17 protein-coding genes are annotated in these 19,030 nt (G+C 66.1%); 6 read left to right on the forward strand and 11 right to left on the reverse strand.

The window, feature by feature from the left end; translation table 11 throughout:
• Positions 1-76 precede the first annotated feature (76 nt).
• The 4 genes from ubiA to AC07UK_RS37840 all read right to left on the reverse strand — a co-directional run bounded on the left by ubiA (position 77) and on the right by AC07UK_RS37840 (position 3,344).
• The gene (ubiA, locus tag AC07UK_RS37825) at positions 77-934 is read right to left on the reverse strand and encodes a 4-hydroxybenzoate octaprenyltransferase (RefSeq protein WP_436222600.1); all 858 of its coding nucleotides are present in this window, start codon (positions 932-934) and stop codon (positions 77-79) included.
• 141 nt (positions 935-1,075) lie between these two features.
• The gene (locus AC07UK_RS37830; protein ID WP_010815054.1) at positions 1,076-1,561 is read right to left on the reverse strand and encodes a Dps family protein; all 486 of its coding nucleotides are present in this window, start codon (positions 1,559-1,561) and stop codon (positions 1,076-1,078) included.
• A 92-nt stretch (positions 1,562-1,653) separates the two neighbouring features.
• On the reverse strand, positions 1,654-1,851 hold the full coding sequence (locus AC07UK_RS37835; protein WP_013957937.1) for a hypothetical protein: 198 nt from the start codon (positions 1,849-1,851) through the stop codon (positions 1,654-1,656).
• 50 nt (positions 1,852-1,901) lie between these two features.
• Positions 1,902-3,344: a catalase gene (locus AC07UK_RS37840; RefSeq protein ID WP_494688200.1), complete on the reverse strand. Its 1,443-nt coding sequence runs from the start codon at positions 3,342-3,344 to the stop codon at positions 1,902-1,904.
• 109 nt (positions 3,345-3,453) lie between these two features.
• On the opposite strand from AC07UK_RS37840, the gene AC07UK_RS37845 reads away from it, so the two are divergent.
• Positions 3,454-3,741 (forward strand): hypothetical protein, encoded by a 288-nt coding sequence (locus AC07UK_RS37845; RefSeq protein WP_494688201.1) that lies wholly within the window; start codon positions 3,454-3,456, stop codon positions 3,739-3,741.
• A gap of 5 nt (positions 3,742-3,746) precedes the next feature.
• On the opposite strand, the gene AC07UK_RS37850 is transcribed toward AC07UK_RS37845, so the two are convergent.
• Complete coding sequence (locus AC07UK_RS37850; protein ID WP_492294996.1) at positions 3,747-4,697, reverse strand: LysR substrate-binding domain-containing protein; 951 nt, start codon at positions 4,695-4,697, stop codon at positions 3,747-3,749.
• Positions 4,698-4,831: 134 nt separating this feature from the next.
• Positions 4,832-7,012, reverse strand: coding sequence for an ATP-dependent DNA helicase RecG (gene recG / locus AC07UK_RS37855; protein WP_494688202.1), 2,181 nt, complete (start codon positions 7,010-7,012; stop codon positions 4,832-4,834).
• Positions 7,013-7,233: 221 nt separating this feature from the next.
• Here recG and queA point away from each other — a divergent pair, with 221 nt between their 5' ends.
• From queA to secF, 5 genes are all read left to right on the forward strand, one after another.
• Positions 7,234-8,292: a tRNA preQ1(34) S-adenosylmethionine ribosyltransferase-isomerase QueA gene (gene queA / locus AC07UK_RS37860; RefSeq protein WP_436222603.1), complete on the forward strand. Its 1,059-nt coding sequence runs from the start codon at positions 7,234-7,236 to the stop codon at positions 8,290-8,292.
• A gap of 17 nt (positions 8,293-8,309) precedes the next feature.
• Positions 8,310-9,440 (forward strand): tRNA guanosine(34) transglycosylase Tgt, encoded by a 1,131-nt coding sequence (gene tgt / locus AC07UK_RS37865; protein ID WP_013957942.1) that lies wholly within the window; start codon positions 8,310-8,312, stop codon positions 9,438-9,440.
• 222 nt (positions 9,441-9,662) lie between these two features.
• A complete protein-coding gene (gene yajC, locus AC07UK_RS37870) occupies positions 9,663-9,989 on the forward strand; it encodes a preprotein translocase subunit YajC (RefSeq protein ID WP_013957943.1) in 327 nt (108 codons plus the stop codon).
• 209 nt (positions 9,990-10,198) lie between these two features.
• Positions 10,199-12,070, forward strand: a complete 1,872-nt coding sequence (gene secD / locus AC07UK_RS37875; protein ID WP_436222604.1) for a protein translocase subunit SecD — start codon at positions 10,199-10,201, stop codon at positions 12,068-12,070.
• Between the two features lie 40 nt (positions 12,071-12,110).
• Entirely contained in the window at positions 12,111-13,082 is a 972-nt protein-coding gene (gene secF / locus AC07UK_RS37880) for a protein translocase subunit SecF (protein WP_013957945.1), read from the forward strand.
• A 73-nt stretch (positions 13,083-13,155) separates the two neighbouring features.
• Here secF and AC07UK_RS37885 read toward each other — a convergent pair whose 3' ends face one another.
• From AC07UK_RS37885 to AC07UK_RS37905, 5 genes are all read right to left on the reverse strand, one after another.
• Positions 13,156-14,163: a response regulator gene (locus AC07UK_RS37885; RefSeq protein WP_436222605.1), complete on the reverse strand. Its 1,008-nt coding sequence runs from the start codon at positions 14,161-14,163 to the stop codon at positions 13,156-13,158.
• Positions 14,160-15,293 carry an ATP-binding protein gene (locus AC07UK_RS37890; RefSeq protein WP_494688203.1) on the reverse strand — a complete coding sequence of 378 codons (1,134 nt, stop codon included), beginning with the start codon at positions 15,291-15,293 and terminating at the stop codon, positions 14,160-14,162. The genes AC07UK_RS37885 and AC07UK_RS37890 overlap by 4 nt, the downstream gene beginning before the upstream one ends.
• 6 nt (positions 15,294-15,299) lie before the next feature.
• A complete protein-coding gene (locus AC07UK_RS37895; protein WP_494688204.1) occupies positions 15,300-16,631 on the reverse strand; it encodes a sensor histidine kinase in 1,332 nt (443 codons plus the stop codon).
• Positions 16,632-16,653: 22 nt separating this feature from the next.
• Positions 16,654-18,045 carry a class I SAM-dependent methyltransferase gene (locus AC07UK_RS37900; RefSeq protein ID WP_436222608.1) on the reverse strand — a complete coding sequence of 464 codons (1,392 nt, stop codon included), beginning with the start codon at positions 18,043-18,045 and terminating at the stop codon, positions 16,654-16,656.
• 349 nt (positions 18,046-18,394) lie between these two features.
• Positions 18,395-18,985 carry a YceI family protein gene (locus AC07UK_RS37905; protein WP_436222609.1) on the reverse strand — a complete coding sequence of 197 codons (591 nt, stop codon included), beginning with the start codon at positions 18,983-18,985 and terminating at the stop codon, positions 18,395-18,397.
• Between the last annotated feature and the right edge of the window lie 45 nt (positions 18,986-19,030).

The raw sequence follows: 19,030 nt of genomic DNA on the forward strand, positions 1-19,030 counted from the left end.
CGTTTCATGCCTCATGAGACTACCGTCGATCCCTTGCGTTCAACTTTTGTCGCTTTATTTAGGGACTGGTCAGTAATCACCGAATCGCATAAGCCACCGCCGTCCCCGCAAACACACAGGCCCCCAGCCAGTTGTTATGCCGGAACGCCGCGAAACACCGCATCCGGTCCCGATCGCGAATCAGCGTGTAGTGATACCCGGCGCAACCCGCAGCCGCCGCCAGCCCCACCCAGTAAGGCCACCCCAGCCCCAGCAGCACCCCCGTCCACGCCATCAGCGCCAGGAAGGCAGCGTAGCAGAGCATGATCGCCGCCACGTCGAAGCGGCCAAAGGTAATGGCTGAAGTCTTCATGCCGATCAGGAGATCGTCGTCACGATCGACCATCGCATACGCCGTGTCATACGCCACCGCCCAGAACACATTGGCCAGCAGCATCATCCACGCCACCGGCGGCACCTGGTCCTGGATCGCGGCAAACGCCATCGGGATACCAAAGCCAAACGCGATGCCAAGATAAGCCTGCGGAATCGCAAAGAAGCGCTTGAAGAACGGGTAAGTGCCCGCCACCACGGCCGCTACCACCGCCAGCCATTTGGTCAGCGCATTGAGCGGCAGCACCAGCGCAAAGGCCACCAGCGCCAGCACGGCGGCCACGGCCAGCGCTTCCCACGCGGCGATCTTGCCCGCGGTCAGCGGCCGCTCCCTGGTGCGCTTGACGTGCTTGTCGAAGTCGCGGTCGGCCCAGTCGTTGATGGCGCAGCCAGCCGAGCGCATCAGGAAGGTGCCCGCCACGAAGATCCAGAACAGCCCCCATGCCGGCGGCCCGCCCGCGGCCATCCACATGGCCCACAGCGTCGGCCACAGCAGCAGCAGCGTGCCGATCGGCTTGTCGATGCGCACCAGGCGCGCGTAGAGGGAAAGGCGTTCAAGCATGGGCGTGGGCGGCAACGGCGAGAGGGTCTGCACAGCGCGGATCCGGGAAGGAGGATTCAATGAAAACGCGCCGCAGCCCGGACGGTTGCGACGCGCAGTGCCGGCCGCCGCGGAAGGGCAGCCGGAGGTGGCCGGCAGGCCTCAGGCCAGCATCGCGCGCAGCATCCACGCGGTCTTTTCATGCGTCTGCATGCGCTGGGTCAGCAGGTCGGCCGACGGCTCGTCCCCGGCGGCGTCGATCACCGGGAAGAGCGAGCGCGCGGTGCGCACCACGGCTTCCTGGCCTTCGACCAGCTTGCGGATCATTTCGGTGGCCTCGGGCACGCCCTCTTCTTCCGCGATCGATGACAGGCGGGCGTATTCCTTGTAGGTGCCCGGTGCCGGGTAGCCCAGCGCGCGGATACGCTCGGCAATCGAGTCCACGGCGAGCGCCAGCTCGGTGTACTGGGTCTCGAACATCAGATGCAGCGTATTGAACATGGGACCCGTCACGTTCCAGTGGAAGTTATGGGTCTTGAGGTAGAGGGTGTAGGTGTCCGCCAGCAGCTTGGACAGGCCTTCCGCGATCTTCTTGCGGTCTTTGTCGGAAATACCGATATTCACGCTCATCTCATTCTTCTTTGCCATGGTAAATACGCTCCGTTCTGGTAAAGCCACGAGGGGCGCCGCCGGGCTTGCCATGTTTCGGGGCCGGGCGGCGCAGTACCGACATTATTGCATTAGCCGGCAATCCCGGCCAAACCCCGGGCCACCTCGCTGAACATCACGGCCGCGCCGAGCACGATCACGGCGGCGCCGATTTCCTTGCGCCACAGCTTGTGGCGCAGCCGCGCGGCATCGGCGCGCCCGGGCTGGTCGTGCCCGTCGTGCCACAGCTGCCGCCACTCGTCGATAAACAACCGGATCATCGCCATCATCGTTCTCCGCGGCGCGGCAGCCCGCCAGGGGCGCCGCGCCAGGCTGCCGCTTACTTCAGGTTGAGCGCGCGCTTCACGCCCTCGCCGTAGGCCGGGTCGGCCTTGGTGAAGTGCTCCAGCTGCACGCGCACGATCGCCTCAGGCACGCCCTGCATGGCCGCCGCGATATTGGCGAACAGGCGCTGGCGCTGGCCCTCGTCGAACAGGCGGAACAGCGCGCCAGGCTGGCTGTAGTAGTCCGGGTCGACGCGGTGGTCCCAGTGGTCGGCGGCGCCATCCAGTGCCAGCGGCGGCTCGATCGCGCGTTCGCTGGCGGCGTAGGCGTTTTCGCGGTTGGGCTCGTAGTTGAGCTTGCCGCCCTGGTTGCCGTCCACGCGCATCGCGCCGTCACGGTGGAAGCTGTTGTGGAACGGGCATTTCGGCGCATTCACGGGGATCTGGTTGTGGTTGATCCCCAGGCGGTAGCGCTGCGTGTCGCCGTACGAGAACAGCCGCCCCTGCAGCATCTTGTCGGGCGAGAAGCCGATGCCCGGCACGATATTGGCCGGATTCATCGCCACCTGCTCGACCTCGGCAAAGTAGTTGTCCGGGTTGCGGTTGAGCTCCAGCACGCCCACGTCGATCAGCGGGTAGTCCTTGTGCGGCCAGACCTTGGTCAGGTCGAACGGGTTGATATGGTACCTGGCCGCATCGGCCTCCGGCATGATCTGCACGCGCAGGTTCCAGCGCGGGAAATTGCCTTGCTCGATGTTCTCAAACAGGTCGCGCTGCGCGCTCTCGCGGTCCGTTGCCACGACCTTGGCCGCTTCCTCATTGGTCCAGTTGGCAATGCCCTGCTGCGACTTGAAGTGGAACTTGACCCAGAAGCGCTCGTTGTTGGCATTGATGAACGAGTACGTATGCGAGCCAAAGCCGTGGATGTGGCGGTAGTTCTGCGGCAGGCCGCGGTCGCTCATCAGGATGGTGACCTGGTGCAGCGATTCCGGATGGCGCGACCAGAAGTCCCACACCGCGATCGGGTCGCGCAGGTTGGTGCGCGGGTTGCGCTTCTGCGTGTGGATAAAGTCCGGGAACTTGAGCGGGTCGCGCACGAAGAACACCGGGGTGTTGTTGCCGACCACGTCCCAGTTGCCTTCGTCGGTGTAGAACTTGATCGAGAAGCCGCGCACGTCGCGCTCGGCATCGGCCGCGCCGCGCTCGCCGGCCACGGTCGAGAAGCGGATGAACAGCGGCGTTTCCTTGCCGACCTGGGCAAAGACCGAAGCCTTGGTGTACCTGGTGATGTCGTGGGTGATCCTGAGCGTGCCATAGGCGCCGGAGCCCTTGGCATGCACGCGCCGCTCGGGGATGACCTCGCGGTCGAAGTGGGCCAGCTTTTCGAGGAACCAGACGTCCTGCAGCAGCATCGGGCCGCGCGGGCCTGCCGTCTGCGAGTTCTGGTTATCGGCGACGGGTGCGCCGGCGGCAGTGGTAAGGGTGTCCTTCTTGCTCATCTTTTCCTCTTGGTGGGTAGGCTGAAAGGGATCGCCGCGTCAGAGCGCGGCGGCATAGCAGGCAAGGCAATCGAGCAGGCGGCGCCCCATGCGGAGGGGAAACGGGCGCTTGTTGCTTGTTGTTGGAGAGAACTGGGCGCTGGTGCTCATCATCGGATCCTGCCTCAGGTCGATGCCATCTGCACCGACGGGAGTCAGCCTACCAACGATCTATCGAATTGAGAATTCAATTATTTATACCTATGCATTAGGTCAAATCTATCGGGGATTTCTGCAACTTATCGCAGTGGAAAATGACCGCCCGAAGACAGGTAGCCCCGTGGTGGGGCCAGAAATGACAACGGCCGCAGCGGAATCTCCGGTGCGGCCGTGGGAATTGCCGGTACTGCAGGGGTAAGACAATCAGGCCGCTTCGGCCAACTCCTTGGCGCCCAGCTTGCGCACGCCGGCCAGTTCGCACGCGGCCACGGCATTGGCCAGCGCTTCCATGGCCGGCAGGCGGGTGAAGCTTTTGCGCCAGGCCAGCACCACGCGCCGGTCGGGCACCGGATCGGCAAACGGCACATAGGACAGCATGTCGCCCTTGGCCTTCATGTCGGGCACCGAGGTGCGCGGCAGCACGGTGATGCCAACCCCGCTGGCCACCATATGGCGGATGGTTTCCAGCGACGAGCCCTCGAAGGTCTTCTGGATGCCGTCGGCCGCCTGCGAGAAGCGCGACAGCTCCGGGCACACGCCCAGCACATGGTCGCGGAAGCAGTGGCCGCTGCCCAGCAGCAGCATGGTCTGCTGCTTCAGTTCATCGGGGTCGATGGAGTGCGCCTGCGCCAGCTGGTGGCCGCGCGGCACGGCGACGACAAAGGGTTCGTCATAGAGCGGGCGCACAGTCAGCCCCGAATCCGCGAACGGCTCGGCCATCACCGCGCAGTCGATCTCACCCTGCTTGAGCAGCTCGATCAGCTTGTGGGTGTAGTTCTCCTGCAGCATCAGCGGCATCTGCGGCACGGTCTCGATCATCTGCTTGACCAGCGACGGCAGCAGGTACGGCCCGATGGTGTAGATCACGCCCACGCGCAGCGGGCCCGCCAGCGGGTCCTTGCCCTGCTTGGCGATCTCGCGGATGGCCATGGTCTGTTCAAGCACGCGCTGGGCCTGCGCCACGATCTGCTCGCCGACCGACGTCACCGACACCTCGGAGGTGCCGCGCTCGAAAATCTGCACGTTGAGTTCGTCTTCCAGCTTCTTGATCGCGACCGACAGCGTCGGCTGCGACACAAAGCAGGCTTCGGCGGCCCGGCCGAAATGGCGCTCGCGCGCCACGGCGACGATGTACTTGAGTTCGGTGAGCGTCATGACTTATCAATTTGCGGTAGGCGATAGATTTTACCTTCGATTGCCACTTCTGTCAGAGCGCCAGTCCGAATTGCCCGCAGCGAACTGGCGGGTGCGCTGGATGACGCACATCCCATCCAAAAACCAGCCCGCATTCAAGCCTTGAGGTAGTGCTCGCGCCCGCCCAGCCAGCGCGACAGGTGCGCTTCCACCGCTTCCGGGTAGCGCGCCAGCATCAGTTCCGCCGCCTCCTGCGCGTATTCGACCAGCCACGCGTCGGTCTGCAGGTCGGCAAAGCGCAACATCGCTTCGCCGGACTGGCGCGCACCCAGGAATTCGCCGGGGCCGCGGATCTCCAGGTCGCGCCGGGCGATCTCGAAGCCGTCGGTGGTCTCGCGCATGGTCGCCAGGCGCTCGCGCGCGGTGGGCGACAGCGGCGCCTGGTACATCAGCAGGCAGACCGATTCGGCGCTGCCCCGCCCCACTCGCCCGCGCAGTTGGTGCAGCTGCGCCAGGCCGAAGCGCTCGGCGTGCTCGATCACCATCAGCGAGGCATTGGGCACGTCCACGCCCACTTCGATCACGGTGGTGGCCACCAGCACCTGCATGCGGTTGGCGCTGAAATCGTCCATCACGGCAGCCTTCTCGGCCGGCGGCAGGCGTCCGTGCACCAGGCCCACGCGCAGGTCCGGCAGCGCGGCGACCAGCGTTTCATACGTCTCCACCGCGGTCTGCAGCTGCAGCGCCTCGCTTTCCTCGATCAGCGGGCAGACCCAGTAGACCTGGCGGCCTTCGGCGGCGGCGTGATGGATGCGTCCGATCACTTCGTCGCGCCGCTCGTCGTTGACCAGGCGCGTGACGATGGGGGTGCGGCCCGGCGGCAATTCATCGATCACCGACACATCGAGGTCGGCGTAGTAAGTCATGGCGAGCGTGCGCGGGATCGGCGTGGCCGACATCATCAGCTGGTGCGGCACGGCGTCGACCGCGGGCACCGTAGCATCGGCGGCACCGGCCTTGCCGCGCAGCGCCAGCCGCTGCGCCACGCCGAAGCGGTGCTGCTCGTCGACCACTGACAGCCCCAGCTTGGCAAAGCGCACCGTGTCCTGGATCAGCGCGTGGGTGCCGATCACCAGTTGCGCCTGGCCCGATTCCACGCGCGCCACGGCCTCGCGCTTTTCGCGTGCCTTCTGGCTGCCGGCCAGCCACGCCACCGGCACGCCCAGCGGCTCCAGCCATGCGGACAGCTTGCGGTAGTGCTGCTCGGCCAGGATTTCGGTGGGCGCCATCAGCGCGGCCTGGTAGCCGGCATCGATCGCCTGGCAGGCCGCCAGCGCCGCAACGATGGTCTTGCCGCTGCCCACGTCGCCCTGCAAAAGACGGTGCATCGGGTGCGGGCGCGTCATGTCGGCGGCGATCTCATCGACCACGCGCTGCTGCGCACCGGTCAGCCGGAACGGCAATGCGGCCAGGAAGCGCGTGAGCAAGCCGCCCTCGCGGCGCGGCATGGTCGGCGCATTTTTTTCGCGCCGCGCCGCGTGCGCGCGCCGCAGCGAGATCTGCTGCGCCAGCAGTTCGTCGAACTTGATGCGCTGCCAGGCCGGATGCGAGCGGTCGGCCAGCGCGGCCTCGCTCTCCTGCGGCGGCGGCGCGTGCAGCAGCCGCAGGCAGTCGGCCAGCGGGCGCAGGTGCAGGCGTGCCAGCGGCCCCTCCAGCACCGCCTGCGGTAGCGTCTCGGGCATGGGCGTGCGCGACAGCGTGCCGCCGATGGCCTTGCGCAGATAGGCCTGCGGGATGCCGGCGGTGGACGGATACACCGGCGTCAGGCGGTCGGGCAGCGCTTCGCCGGGCACCACCGGGCGCACCGTCGGGTGGACCATCTCGGCGCCGAAGAAGCCGCCGCGCACCTCGCCGCGCACGCGCAGGCGCACGCCTTCGGCCATCTGCTTGGTCTGGTTGCCGTAGAAGTTCAGGAAGCGCAGCGTCAGCTCGCCGCTGTCGTCGGCAATCTTGACCACCAGCTGGCGGCGCGGCCGGAACGTGACTTCGTTGGAGATGACCTCGCCTTCCACCTGCGCCGGCAGCCCGAGCCCGGCGCGGCGGATCGCCTCGGCGATCGGCGCCAGCGTGGTCTCGTCCTCATAGCGCATCGGCAGGTGCAGCACCAGGTCGACGGGACGGCGCAGGCCGAGCTTGGCCAGCCGCGCGGCCGCGGTCGACGTGCCGGAGGCGGCGGCCTTGCCCCTGGCGTCGCCGGCCTTGCCGCGCGCGGGCGCCGCCGTGTCCTTGGCGGCGTCGGCGGGGTCGTGGATCGGTTCAGCGGCGGTTCCGGGCATCGGCGAAAAATTTGGCAGCGGTCGCTCTCGTGCTGCGGGGTTGGCTGGCGCGGCGCCGGCGAATAGCCGGTATCACACCCGCCCCGGCGGCAAGCGCGCCCGTGGCCTTACAATATCGGATTCGCCGATTGTACCCATGCCGGCTGCCACCACGGGCAGCGGAGTGCCGTTTTGTGCCCCGCTCCGGCCTGCATGGGATCGCGCAGCCCGCCGCTCCCACGATGTTGACGCTTTCCGATTTCGATTTCCCGCTGCCACCAGAACTGATTGCCCAGAGCGCGCTGCCCGACCGCAGCGCGAGCCGGCTGCTGGTGGTCGAACAGCTGGCCCCCGCCGACACCGCCGACGCGGTGCGCATGGTCGACCGTGCCTTCAGCGACATCGTCGACTACCTGCGTCCCGACGACCTGCTGGTCTTCAACGACACCCGCGTGATCAAGGCGCGCTTCTTTGGCCACAAGCCCAGCGGCGGCAAGATCGAGGTGCTGGTCGAGCGCGTGGTCGATACCCACACCGTGCTGGCCCAGGTGCGCGCCTCCAAGACCCCGGCCGAGGGCAGCACGCTGCATCTGGCCGACGACGCCTTCGCCGTCACCGTGGGCCCGCGCGTGGACCAGTTCTTCACGCTGCGCTTCCCCGAGCCGGCGCTGGACCTGATCGAGCGCTACGGCCGCCTGCCGCTGCCGCCGTATATCACGCACGACCCGGACGCCTACGACGAAACCCGCTACCAGACCGTCTACGCGCGCAGCCCCGGCGCGGTGGCCGCGCCCACCGCGGGCCTGCATTTCGACGATGCGCTGTTCGCCCGGCTCGATGCCGCCGGCGTGCGGCGCGCCTTCCTGACGCTGCACGTGGGCGCCGGCACCTTCCAGCCGGTGCGCACCGAGAACCTGGCCGAGCACAAGATGCACTCGGAGTGGTACGCCGTTTCCGAAGACCTGGCCCAGGCCGTGCGCGACACCCGCGCGCGCGGCGGCCGCGTGATCGCGGTCGGCACCACCTCGCTGCGCGCGCTGGAATCGGCCGCGCAGGCCGACGGCACGCTTGCCGCCGGCAGTGGCGACACCGATATCTTCATCACGCCCGGCTACCGCTTCCGCCTGGTCGATGCCCTGATCACCAACTTCCACCTGCCCAAGTCGACGCTGCTGATGCTGGTGTCGGCGCTGGCCGGCGTGGAAGCCATCCGCGCCGCCTACCGCCATGCGGTCGAGCAGCGCTACCGCTTCTTCAGCTACGGCGACGCCATGCTGCTGACCCGCCAGCCCGGCGCCTGAATCCAGAATCACAAGCCATGCTCAACTTCGAACTCATCACCACCGACGGCAACGCCCGCCGCGGCCGCGTCACGCTGAACCACGGCGTGGTCGAAACGCCGATCTTCATGCCGGTGGGCACCTATGGCTCGGTCAAGGCGATGTCGCCGCTGGAGCTCAATGAAATCGACGCGCAGATCATTCTGGGCAACACCTTCCACCTGTGGCTGCGCCCCGGGCTGGACGTGGTCAACGCCCACGACGGCCTGCACCGCTTTATCGGCTGGGACAAGCCGATCCTGACCGATTCCGGCGGCTTCCAGGTGTTTTCGCTCGGCGATCTACGCAAGATCACCGAAGATGGCGTCACCTTCGCATCCCCGGTCAATGGCGACAAGCTCTTCCTGTCGCCCGAGATCTCGATGCAGATCCAGCGCACGCTGAACTCCGACATCGTCATGCAGTTCGACGAATGCACGCCGTACGAGATCGACGGCCGCCCCGCCACGCATGAGGAAGCCGCCAAGTCGATGCGCATGAGCCTGCGCTGGGCCAAGCGCTCGCGCGACGAGTTCGAGCGCCTGGCCAACCCCAACGCGCTGTTCGGCATCGTCCAGGGCGGCATGTACGAGGACCTGCGCGACGAATCGCTGGCCGGCCTGTCCGAGCTGGACTTCCACGGCCTTGCCATCGGCGGGCTGTCGGTGGGCGAGCCCAAGGAAGACATGATGCGCGTGCTCGAGCACGTGGCGCCGCGCCTGCCGGCCAACAAGCCGCACTACCTGATGGGCGTGGGCACGCCCGAGGACCTGGTCGCCGGCGTCGCCGCCGGGGTGGATATGTTCGACTGCGTGATGCCCACCCGCAACGCGCGCAACGGCTGGCTCTTCACCCGCTTCGGCGACGTCAAGATCAAGAACGCGGCGCACCGCAACGACCCGCGCCCGCTCGATGAAAGCTGCGCCTGCTACACCTGCCGCAACTTCTCGCGCGCCTACCTGCACCACCTGCACCGCGTGGGCGAGATCCTGGGCGCGCGCCTCAATACCATCCACAACCTGCACTACTACCTGCAGCTGATGCGCGAGATGCGCGAAGCCATCGAGCACCACCGCTTTGCCGACTTCCGCCGCCAGTTTGCGGCCGACCGCGCCCGCGGCACGCAGTGACAACGCCGGGTGGCGCGAACTTTTGCGCTGCCGGCGGTCGAATAGCCGGGTCATCCGGAAGCCACCCGCGCGCCGGAGCGCCCGGCCATGCCGACCCCTGCCGCAAGTTGCCCCGGGCGCACCCGAACAAACCCGTATTCCGCCCTAGAATGCCAAGGGCGGGCGGAATGCGAATGGTAGAATGATCGATTATTTGACTGACTTTTGTGACGGAGAAACAACGTGCTGATTTCTAACGCATTTGCCCAGACCGCCGGAGCCGGCGGCGCGGCTGGCGGCCTGATGAGCTTCCTGCCCATCATCCTGATGTTTGGCGTGCTGTGGTTCATCATGATCCGCCCGCAAATGAAGCGCCAGAAGGAAGCCAAGGCAATGCTCGAAGCACTGGCCAAGAACGACGAAGTCGTGACCGCCGGTGGCATCCTGGGCAAGGTGACCAAGGTCACCGACCAGTACGTCAGCCTGGAAATCGCCGAAGGCACTGAAATCACCGTGCAGAAGAGTGCTGTGACCACCGTGCTGCCCAAGGGCTCGCTCAAGGCGCTCTGATCTCCGGATCGCGCGCGCGACTCCCGCCTTTGTCTTTTCCGGCATGCCCGTTCGCGCATGCCCCGGCAGCCGCCTGATCCAGCCCGACGAAGCCCCCGTGGCTTCGATCCGTGGCTGCCAGGCGGCTGTTTGCCAAACCGGTTCGGCCCCGCCGACGTGGTGCGCCACGCCAGCGCCGGCCCCGCCAACCGCAGAATGACTGGCCCGAGATGAATCGTTATCCGCTTTGGAAATACCTCGTGATCCTGGTGGCCCTGGCCATCGGCATCATCTATACCTTGCCGAACTTCTTCGGCGAGGCGCCTGCCGTGCAGGTGTCCTCGGGCAAGGCCACGGTCAAGGTCGACCTGGCGATGCAGAAGCAGGTCGAAGAGATCCTGGCGCAGAACCAGCTGCGGCCTGACGGCGTCTTCTTTGATATTTCCGGCCAGTCCGGCTCGGTCAAGGCGCGCTTTAGCACCACCGACGAGCAGCTCAAGGCCAAGGACGTGCTGTCGCGCACCCTGAACCCGGACGCGGCCAACCCCACCTACGTGGTGGCGCTGAACCTGCTGTCGGGCTCGCCGCGCTGGCTGACCGCCATGCATGCGCTGCCGATGTACCTGGGCCTGGACCTGCGCGGCGGCGTGCACTTCCTGCTGCAGGTCGACATGAAGGGCGCTGTCGACAAGAAGCTCGACAGCCTGGGCGGCGACGCGCGCACCCTGCTGCGCGACAAGAGCATCCGCCACGGCGGCATCGACCGCGACGGCGAGCGTCTGACGGTGCGCTTCAACAACGCAGACGACGCCAACCGCGCGCGTCCCATCCTGGCCGACAACCTGCGCGAAGTGGCCTTCGCCATGGACGGCAACAATATCGTCGGCACCTTCACCGAAGCCGCGCGCAAGGCGGTGCAGGACGCAGCGGTCAAGCAGAACATCACCACGCTGCATAACCGCGTGAATGAGCTTGGCGTGGCCGAGCCGGTGATCCAGCAGCAAGGCGCCGACCGCATCGTGGTGCAGCTGCCGGGCGTGCAGGACACGGCCAAGGCCAAGGACATCATCGGCCGCACCGCCACGCTCGAAGCCCGCCTGGTCGACAACGACGCGCCGCGCAGCCCGCGCCCGGGCGACCCGATCCCGTTCGGCAGCGAGCTCTTCACGCAAGGCAACGGCGCCCCGGTGGTGCTCAAGAAGCAGGTCATCTTCACCGGCGACCGCATTGAAAGCGCCTCGGCCGGCTTCGACCAGAACCAGCATCCTTCGGTCAACATCAAGCTCGACGCCCAGGGCGGCCGCGTGCTGCGTGACGTCTCGCGCGAGAACCTGAAGAAGCCGATGGCGATCGTGCTGTTCGAAAAGGGCAAGGGCGAAGTGCTGACGGTGGCGACGATCCAGTCCGAACTGGGCTCCAGCTTCCAGATCACCGGCTCCTACTCCACCGAAGCCGCCAACGACCTGGCGCTGCTGCTGCGCGCCGGCTCGCTGGCCGCGCCGATGGAGATCATCGAAGAGCGCACCATCGGCCCGTCGCTGGGCGCGGACAACATCCAGAAGGGTTTTGACTCGGTCGCCTACGGCTTTGCCGCCATCGCCGTGTTCATGGTCCTGTACTACATGCTGTTCGGCGTGTTCTCGGTGGTGGCGCTGGGCGTGAACCTGCTGCTGCTGATCGCGGTGCTGTCGATGCTGCAGGCCACGCTGACGCTGCCGGGCATTGCCGCCATCGCGCTGGTGCTGGGCATGGCCATCGACGCCAACGTGCTGATCAACGAGCGCATCCGCGAAGAACTGCGCGCGGGCGCGTCGCCGCAGATGGCGATCGCGGTCGGCTTCGACCGCGCCTGGGCCACCATCCTGGACTCCAACGTGACCACGCTGATCGCCGGCCTGGCACTGCTGGCCTTTGGTTCGGGCCCGGTGCGCGGCTTTGCCGTGGTGCACTGCCTGGGCATCCTGACCTCGATGTTCTCGGCGGTGTTCTTCAACCGCGGCCTGGTCAACCTCTGGTACGGCCGCAAGAAGAAGCTGCAGAGCGTGGCCATCGGCCAGATCTGGAAGCCGGGCAACACCACCGACACGCCGGTCGCCAAGTAAGGCGAGCAGCAACAACTAGCAGTACAGAACAGGATTCAACATGGAATTCTTCCGCATCCGGCGCGACATTCCGTTCATGAAGCACGCGTTGGTCTTCAACGTGATCTCCTTCCTGACGTTTGCCGCGGCCGTGTTCTTCCTCTGGCACAAGGGCCTGCACCTGTCGATCGAATTCACCGGCGGCACGGTGATGGAGGTCAGCTACCAGCAGGCGGCCGACCTGGAAAAGATCCGCGGCCAGGTGGGCAAGCTGGGTTATACCGACGTGCAGGTGCAGAACTTCGGCACCTCGCGCGACGTGATGATCCGCCTGCCGCTGCAGAAGGGCCCGGACGGCAAGCCCGTCACCTCCGCCCAGCAGAGCGAGCAGGTGTTGGCCTCGCTGCAGGCGGCCTCGCCTGACGTGAAGCTGCAACGGGTGGAGTTCGTCGGCCCGCAGGTGGGCAAGGAGCTGGCCACCGACGGCCTGCTGGCGCTGTTGTGCGTGGTGGCCGGAATCGTGATCTACCTGTCGTTCCGCTTCGAATGGAAGTTCGCGGTGGCGGGCATCATCGCCAACCTGCACGACGTGGTCATCATCCTGGGCTTCTTCGCCTACTTCCAGTGGGAATTCTCGCTGTCGGTGCTGGCGGCGATTCTGGCGGTGCTGGGCTACTCGGTCAATGAATCGGTGGTGATCTTCGACCGGATCCGCGAGAACTTCCGCAAGTACCGCAAGATGACCACGCACGAGATCATCGACAACGCGATCACCAGCACCATCTCGCGGACCATCATCACCCACGGCTCGACCCAGATGATGGTGCTGTCGATGTTCTTCTTCGGCGGCCCCACGCTGCACTACTTTGCCCTGGCACTGACGGTCGGCATCTTGTTCGGCATCTACTCGTCGGTGTTCGTGGCCGCGGCGCTGGCGATGTGGCTGGGCGTCAAGCGCGAGGACCTGGTCAAGGGTGAAAAGAAGTCCGACTCGACCGACCGCAACGACCCCAACTACGGCGCGCAGGCCTGACCCCTGCCCTGCGGTAAAACAGAACGGCGCCCCGCGGGGCGCCGTTTTTTTATGGCTGCAAGGTCTGGGAAATTCAGGCCGGCATCGAGAACCGCTCGATCCACGCCGCCAGCCGGTCGGCCGCGAAGGCCTCGCTGCGCGGGCATGCACGGCACACCACGGTGTTGCCGTCGCGCGCAAACTGCAGCGCGCCGCCAGCCTCTTCCAGCCACAGCAGGCTGGCCAGCCAGGCCGCGTGCTGCGCCGACACGGGTGCGCCGATCGGCTGCGCGAGGAACTCCGCCAGCGTGGCCGGCGCGGTCCACACCACGGCGTCGCCGTCGCGGCGCACCACCTCGCTGCCCAGCGCATCGACAATCACCGCGGCGGCATCGGCAGCGCCCCGGCCGGCATTGGCGCTGCGCAGGCCCGCCAGGCGCGTGGCCACGGCATGGCCGAAGCTGCCGCTGCGCTCGGCCTCGGCACGCACCAGGTCGGCGTAGTCCATGCGCTGCCAGTCCGGCTCGACGCTGCCCGCGCCGGCCAGGTCGACCGCCGCGAGGTAGGTCTCCACCGGCTGGAAACGGCCCGGCCCGATCAGGCTGGCACACAGCGCATGCACCATGCCGATGCGCGAGGCCACGGTCTGGGTCTGCAGCACGGACAGCTTCTCGCGCAGCAGCTGGTCGCGTTCCTTGCGCAGGCCGGCCAGTTCCAGCGCCTGCTTCAGCTCCATGCGCAGCGCCGTGATGTCCCACGGCTTCTTGATATAGCGGTGGATCTGCCCCTGGTTGACCGCCTCGACGGTCTGGTCGAGCTCCGAATACGCGGTGGTCAGGATGCGCACGATATGCGGGTAGCGCTCGCGCGCGTAGCGCAGCAGTTCGTTGCCATACTCGCCCGGCATGCGCTGGTCGGACACCAGCACCGCCAGGCTGCCTGCGTGGGCGTCGAGCATTGCCTTGCCCTCTTCAACGGAGCCACCGGTGGCCACCGGTGCCAGCGCCCCGATGGCACGCTGGAAATACTTGACTGCAGTCGCTTCGTCATCGACGAACAGAATCGCCGGGGGTGGTGCCTGCGTGGCATTCGGTTCGGTCATCGGTCACTCCTATGCTTTCGACTCTTGAAACTTGGAAAGTCCAGCGTCACCGTGGTGCCGGCACCGGATGTGGATTCGATCCGGATGCCGCCGCCAAACGACTGCATGACGCGGTTGCAAAAAATCATGCCCAGGCCGCTGCCGCCGGCACTGGCGTGGGTGGTGACAGGATCGACCAGCAGCCGCTCCATCACTTCCGGCGGAATGCCCGGCCCGTTGTCGCAGATGCGGATTTCCGGGCGCGGCTGCGCCACCACCACAAAGCGCAACGCCGGCGTGCCGACACCGCGCAGCGCCCGCAGCGCGTTGCTCATCACTGACGAGAGCACCAGCGCCACGCAGTTGGGCAGCGTCTGCACCGGGAAATCGCCGTGCATCTCCACCTGCACCCAGCTGCGCTGGTCGCCCCCGAACGGGTAGCTGTCCAGCAGCGAAGTGACCAGCGTGCCGGCGCTGACCTCGGTGCCGGCATCGGACCGGGCCGGCATGCTGCCGGCACTGTTGCGCACTGACTGCAGGAACGATGACAGCACCGCCAGGCAATACTGGGCGTTGTCGTACATGGCGCTGGCCGCCTGGCCGATCTCGGCCTGGCGGCCAGCGCTGTATTCACCGGCGACACGGCCGCGGATGCCGTGGGCAAAGTTGGCGATGGCCGCCAGCGGCGTGTTCAGTTCGTGCGCCAGGAAGGCCAGGGTCTCGTCGATCGCCATCAGCCGATGCTGGCGCAGGGTACGCTCGCGGTGGCGCTCGGCGGCGCGTGCCAGCACCTCGCGCAGGTCGGCCACGCTCAGCGGCTTTTCCAGGATGCGGAAGACTTCGCCGCTGTTGACCGTTTCCAGCAGCACGTCCTTGTCGGCATAGGCCGTGACCAGGATGCGCACGATCTGCGGGTATTCCTGCGCCACCTGGCGCAGCAGCTGGCCGCCGTCGCGCCCGGGCATGCGGAAGTCGGTCACCAGCACCGCCACGCGGGCAGGGTCCGCGCGCAGCACCGCCAGGGCCTCGTCGGCGCCGTCTGCCACCAGCACCTCAAAGTCGCCGCCGGCGGCCCGGGCGAAATACTTGCGCGCCATCTCTTCGTCGTCGACATAGAGAACGGCAAGCCGTGCCTGCTTTGCTTCGCTCATGGCTGGTTACTCCGCACGCGGCAGGTCGAAGCTGAACGCGGTCCACTGGCCCAGTTCGCTCTCGGCATACAGCTGCCCGCCGTGGCGCTCCACCACGGCGTAGCTGATCGACAGGCCCAGGCCAAGCCCCTGCCCCACCTCGCGCGTGGTGAAGAACGGCTCGAACACGCGCGCCAGGTTTTCCTGGGGGATGCCAGGGCCGTTGTCGCGCACCATGACGTGCAGGCGGTGGTTGTCCCACCGGGCCGTGGTATGGATCGCCGGCGCGGCCGTGCCCGCCTTGCGCATGGCCAGCGCGGCATTCGAAAACAGGTTGATCAGCACGCCGATGATGGCCGCCTCGTCGCCCAGCACCAGGGTGTCGGCAGGCAGTTCGCGGCCGAGGCTGACGCCGCGCAGCTCATGCGCGGTCAGGCGGATCGACGAATCGAGCGCCTTCTCGAACAGGAACGGCGTGCCTTCCACCTCGGCGCCCGGCTTGCGGTAGGCAAAGGTCTTGAGGTCGGAGACGATATGCTGGATGCGCTGCATCCCCTGCTTGGCGTCGACCAGGCACTCTTCCAGAGAAGGGTTCTCCTTGGCCTGCGGCTCTTCCATCGCCACCTCGATCGCCATCAGGCAGAAGTTGACCGGGTTGTTCACCTCGTGCAGCAGCCCGGCCGCCAGCGTACCGATGGCGGCCATCTTCTCCTGCTGCAGCATCTGGCCCTTGATGTCGGCCAGCCGGCGGTTGATCACCTCGAGCTCAGTATTCTTCTCGGCGACCTCGTCCTTCAGACGGAACAACATGAAGCGCGCCCGCTCGTTGAAGAAGGTATAGACCCCGCTGGCCGCCGCGGCGAACAGCAGAAACAGTGAATTGGCGATAAAAGCGCCCACCGGCTCGATGCCGCCGGGGTGGAACAGGCATGCCAGTACGTACAGCAGGTACGAGAGCACGCCGAACACCAGGTTCTGCCACAAGCCGAACGGCAACGCGATGCCCGACGCGAAGATCGCGAGGTTAAGCCCGACGTAGTATGGAGACTGCGCCCCTTCAGTCTGCCAGATCATCCACGCAATCATGATCTGCGGCAGCAGCAGCCACGTCAGCGTCAGCCATGGCGCGAAGCGGCGCCCCGCAGCGCTGTACAGCACAACCACCACGCCCGCGATCAACAGCGACACCAGCACGCGCGCCACCCCGAAGGCAAGCTGCTGCTGCGGATACTGGCCGTAATCGAGTCCGACGCCGAGCAGAACCAGCGCGATCGCGGTATAGGCGCCGCCACGGCTGAATGCCAGGCGAAAGTCAGCCAGCTCGGACTGGTAGCCGGCGTAGAGTTGGTTGGTGCTCATGGCGTGCCCCGCAAGGACTGCTTCAGTCAATGGTGGCTTCCGCAAATACGTTGACGCCGGTGGCATCGCCGTAAATGCGGTGCGAGTGCGAATTTTCAGGCAGTAGCTGCGCCATGCCCGCGTCGTCGCGGTAGATCAGGTACCACTCCAGCAGGTGTTCCATGCCGAATTTCTCAGGATTGTCGACGTGGACGTTGGTTACCAGAATCTGTCCTCCGTGCCGCGAGCGGGAGGCGAAATACGAGAGCAGCCGCGTACACACCTTGTCGGACAGGTAGTCGAACAGGCCCGCACAATAGACCGCGTCGAACTCCCTTGCACTGGTATCGTCCGGCGAGATGCGCCGCTTGAGCAGTTCATGCACGGACTGGTGCACCATCTCGACGGCAACCTTGCTCCCGGCGCTGGTGGCCAAGCGTTCGATCGAGCTACGCGTGAACTCCAGCGTCTCTTCGCTGAAGTCGACCAACTGGAACGACAGCAGTTCGGGGTTGGGGTATTCGCGCACGAAGCGCTGGATCTCGAAGGCAGGGCCGCAGCCCACGTTGAGCACGCGGAACGGCCGGCCAGCGGCGCGCGCGCGATCGGCTTGGCGCGTCAGGAAATCGATCAGCAGTTCGATGCGGTTGCGGTGCGCGGTCGCCACCGCCGCCTTGAGGAAGGCGGTGTTGACGATCTGGAAATAGGTGGTGGGACCCTGCTGTGGGTCGTTCAGGATCTGGTTCACCATCTCGTAGTCGCCGGCATAGCCGAGCGGCTTGGTGAAGGTGCGGTATACGAACGGCGCCCGCAGCAAGAGCGGGTGCAGCGCCGACTGCGCGTAAGTGCGGTGCACCGGCGCGATCTCCGGATCCACGCGCTGGGCCTCGCCCTCAAGCCAATCCAGGTAGGTCTTTGTCTTGACCATGATGGGCGTGGCCAGCTCGTAGAAGACGTCCTCGCGGAGCTTGCCTTCAATCTTTGGCAGCGATTCGGTCATGTCGACCTGCTCGACCCAGCGCGACACTTCGGACAGGAACGCGCGCATCTCGTTGACCACGATCTGGTAGTCACGCCGGATATTGAAGCGCGTGTCCCAGTCCTGCACAAAAAGCTCGGCTTCGCGCGCGACTGACTTGGGCTCGTTGGTCAGGTCCGTCAGTTCGCGCCACTCGTCGATCAGCGTCAGCGAAACCACGGCGGTCAGGCCGGTGTTCACCAGGCTCATCACCACGGCCTTGCCGAGGTAGGCGTTCTTGGCCCCCATGCGGACGCTGAGTTCGCTCAGCACCTCGCTGACCTGCACGATCGAATACGGATTGTAGATTTCCATCACCAGAGACTTTCTCTGGAGATTGATGATCGTGCCCCGCACCTGCTCGCCCTGCGAGTTGCGGAAACCAACTACCGGATCGATTTGCGTTTTGGAATACACGGTATTGCGCCAGGGAAAACCGAGAAACGCTGCGGACCGTACAGGCAAGGCGGAACGGCCAGGTACAGCATGAGGGGCGAGGAGGTCGCGGGGGCGGCTACCGGTATCGGGACATGCAGCGAATGCTCATAGTGATGCGCTTTAGCCGGTTGCGGGCATGGCTGCCCCCGCCTTGGCAGGAGTAGCAATGCCCCGATCAAGGAGGAATTGCCGCGGGCCATTGTACTGTGCCCGTCGGGGGTCGTACAACCAAGTGCCCTGGCAGGCGCCCGAATGATACCGGACAATAAAAAAGGCCGGCATGGCCGGCCTTGACTGCCTGGAAGCCCGGCGCAGCGGGCTGGCACGCTCAGTCCGCGCGCACGCCTTCCACCTGGATGGCGAGCTTGACCTCGGGCTTGAAGCCCATTTTCACGCCATAGTCCAGGCCGAAGTCGGCACGGTTGAAATGGCCCACGGCGTCGGCGCCGCAGGCTTCGCGCTTGAGCATCGGGTGCTGGATGCACTTGAAGTCGCGGATTTCCAGCTTGACCGGCTTGGACACGCCGCGCAGCGTCAGCACGCCTTCAACCTCGGTCGGCACGTCGCCCTTGAACTTGGAGAACTTGCCCTTGTAGACGGCCTCGGGGAAGGCTTCCACGTCGAACATGTCCGGGCCCTTGGCGTGCTGGTTCAGCTTGGCATTGCCGAAATCGATCGAAGCCGGGTCGATCTTGACCTCGACCGAGCCCGCCTTGGCGGCACGGTCCAGCGTGACCACGCCGCTGGACTTGTCGAACTTGCCGCGCCAGGTCGACAGGCCGCCCAGGTGGTCGGCCTCGAAGCTCGGGTAGGTGTGGGTCGGATCGAGGTTGTACGTCACGGTATTGGCCGAAGCCACGCCGAAAGCGGCAGTTGCGGAAATGGCCGCGACGGCGGCAACGAGGAAACGCAGTTTCATGAAATCTCCCGACAAATCAGGTTGGGGCGGAACGTTCTCAGGAAC

The sequence above is a fragment of the Cupriavidus sp. GW821-FHT07C08 genome (assembly GCF_059419025.1).

Coding starts and splice junctions, on each gene's coding strand:
- secF (WP_013957945.1), top strand. CDS start 12,111: ATGGAATTCTTCCGCATCCGGCGCGACATTCCGTTCATGAAGCACGCG.
- recG (WP_494688202.1), bottom strand. CDS start 7,012: ATGCCCGGAACCGCCGCTGAACCGATCCACGACCCCGCCGACGCCGCC.
- AC07UK_RS37905 (WP_436222609.1), bottom strand. CDS start 18,985: ATGAAACTGCGTTTCCTCGTTGCCGCCGTCGCGGCCATTTCCGCAACT.
- ubiA (WP_436222600.1), bottom strand. CDS start 934: ATGCTTGAACGCCTTTCCCTCTACGCGCGCCTGGTGCGCATCGACAAG.
- AC07UK_RS37895 (WP_494688204.1), bottom strand. CDS start 16,631: ATGAGCACCAACCAACTCTACGCCGGCTACCAGTCCGAGCTGGCTGAC.
- queA (WP_436222603.1), top strand. CDS start 7,234: ATGTTGACGCTTTCCGATTTCGATTTCCCGCTGCCACCAGAACTGATT.
- AC07UK_RS37830 (WP_010815054.1), bottom strand. CDS start 1,561: ATGGCAAAGAAGAATGAGATGAGCGTGAATATCGGTATTTCCGACAAA.
- AC07UK_RS37835 (WP_013957937.1), bottom strand. CDS start 1,851: ATGATGGCGATGATCCGGTTGTTTATCGACGAGTGGCGGCAGCTGTGG.
- AC07UK_RS37840 (WP_494688200.1), bottom strand. CDS start 3,344: ATGAGCAAGAAGGACACCCTTACCACTGCCGCCGGCGCACCCGTCGCC.
- secD (WP_436222604.1), top strand. CDS start 10,199: ATGAATCGTTATCCGCTTTGGAAATACCTCGTGATCCTGGTGGCCCTG.
- tgt (WP_013957942.1), top strand. CDS start 8,310: ATGCTCAACTTCGAACTCATCACCACCGACGGCAACGCCCGCCGCGGC.
- AC07UK_RS37850 (WP_492294996.1), bottom strand. CDS start 4,697: ATGACGCTCACCGAACTCAAGTACATCGTCGCCGTGGCGCGCGAGCGC.
- AC07UK_RS37885 (WP_436222605.1), bottom strand. CDS start 14,163: ATGACCGAACCGAATGCCACGCAGGCACCACCCCCGGCGATTCTGTTC.
- AC07UK_RS37890 (WP_494688203.1), bottom strand. CDS start 15,293: ATGAGCGAAGCAAAGCAGGCACGGCTTGCCGTTCTCTATGTCGACGAC.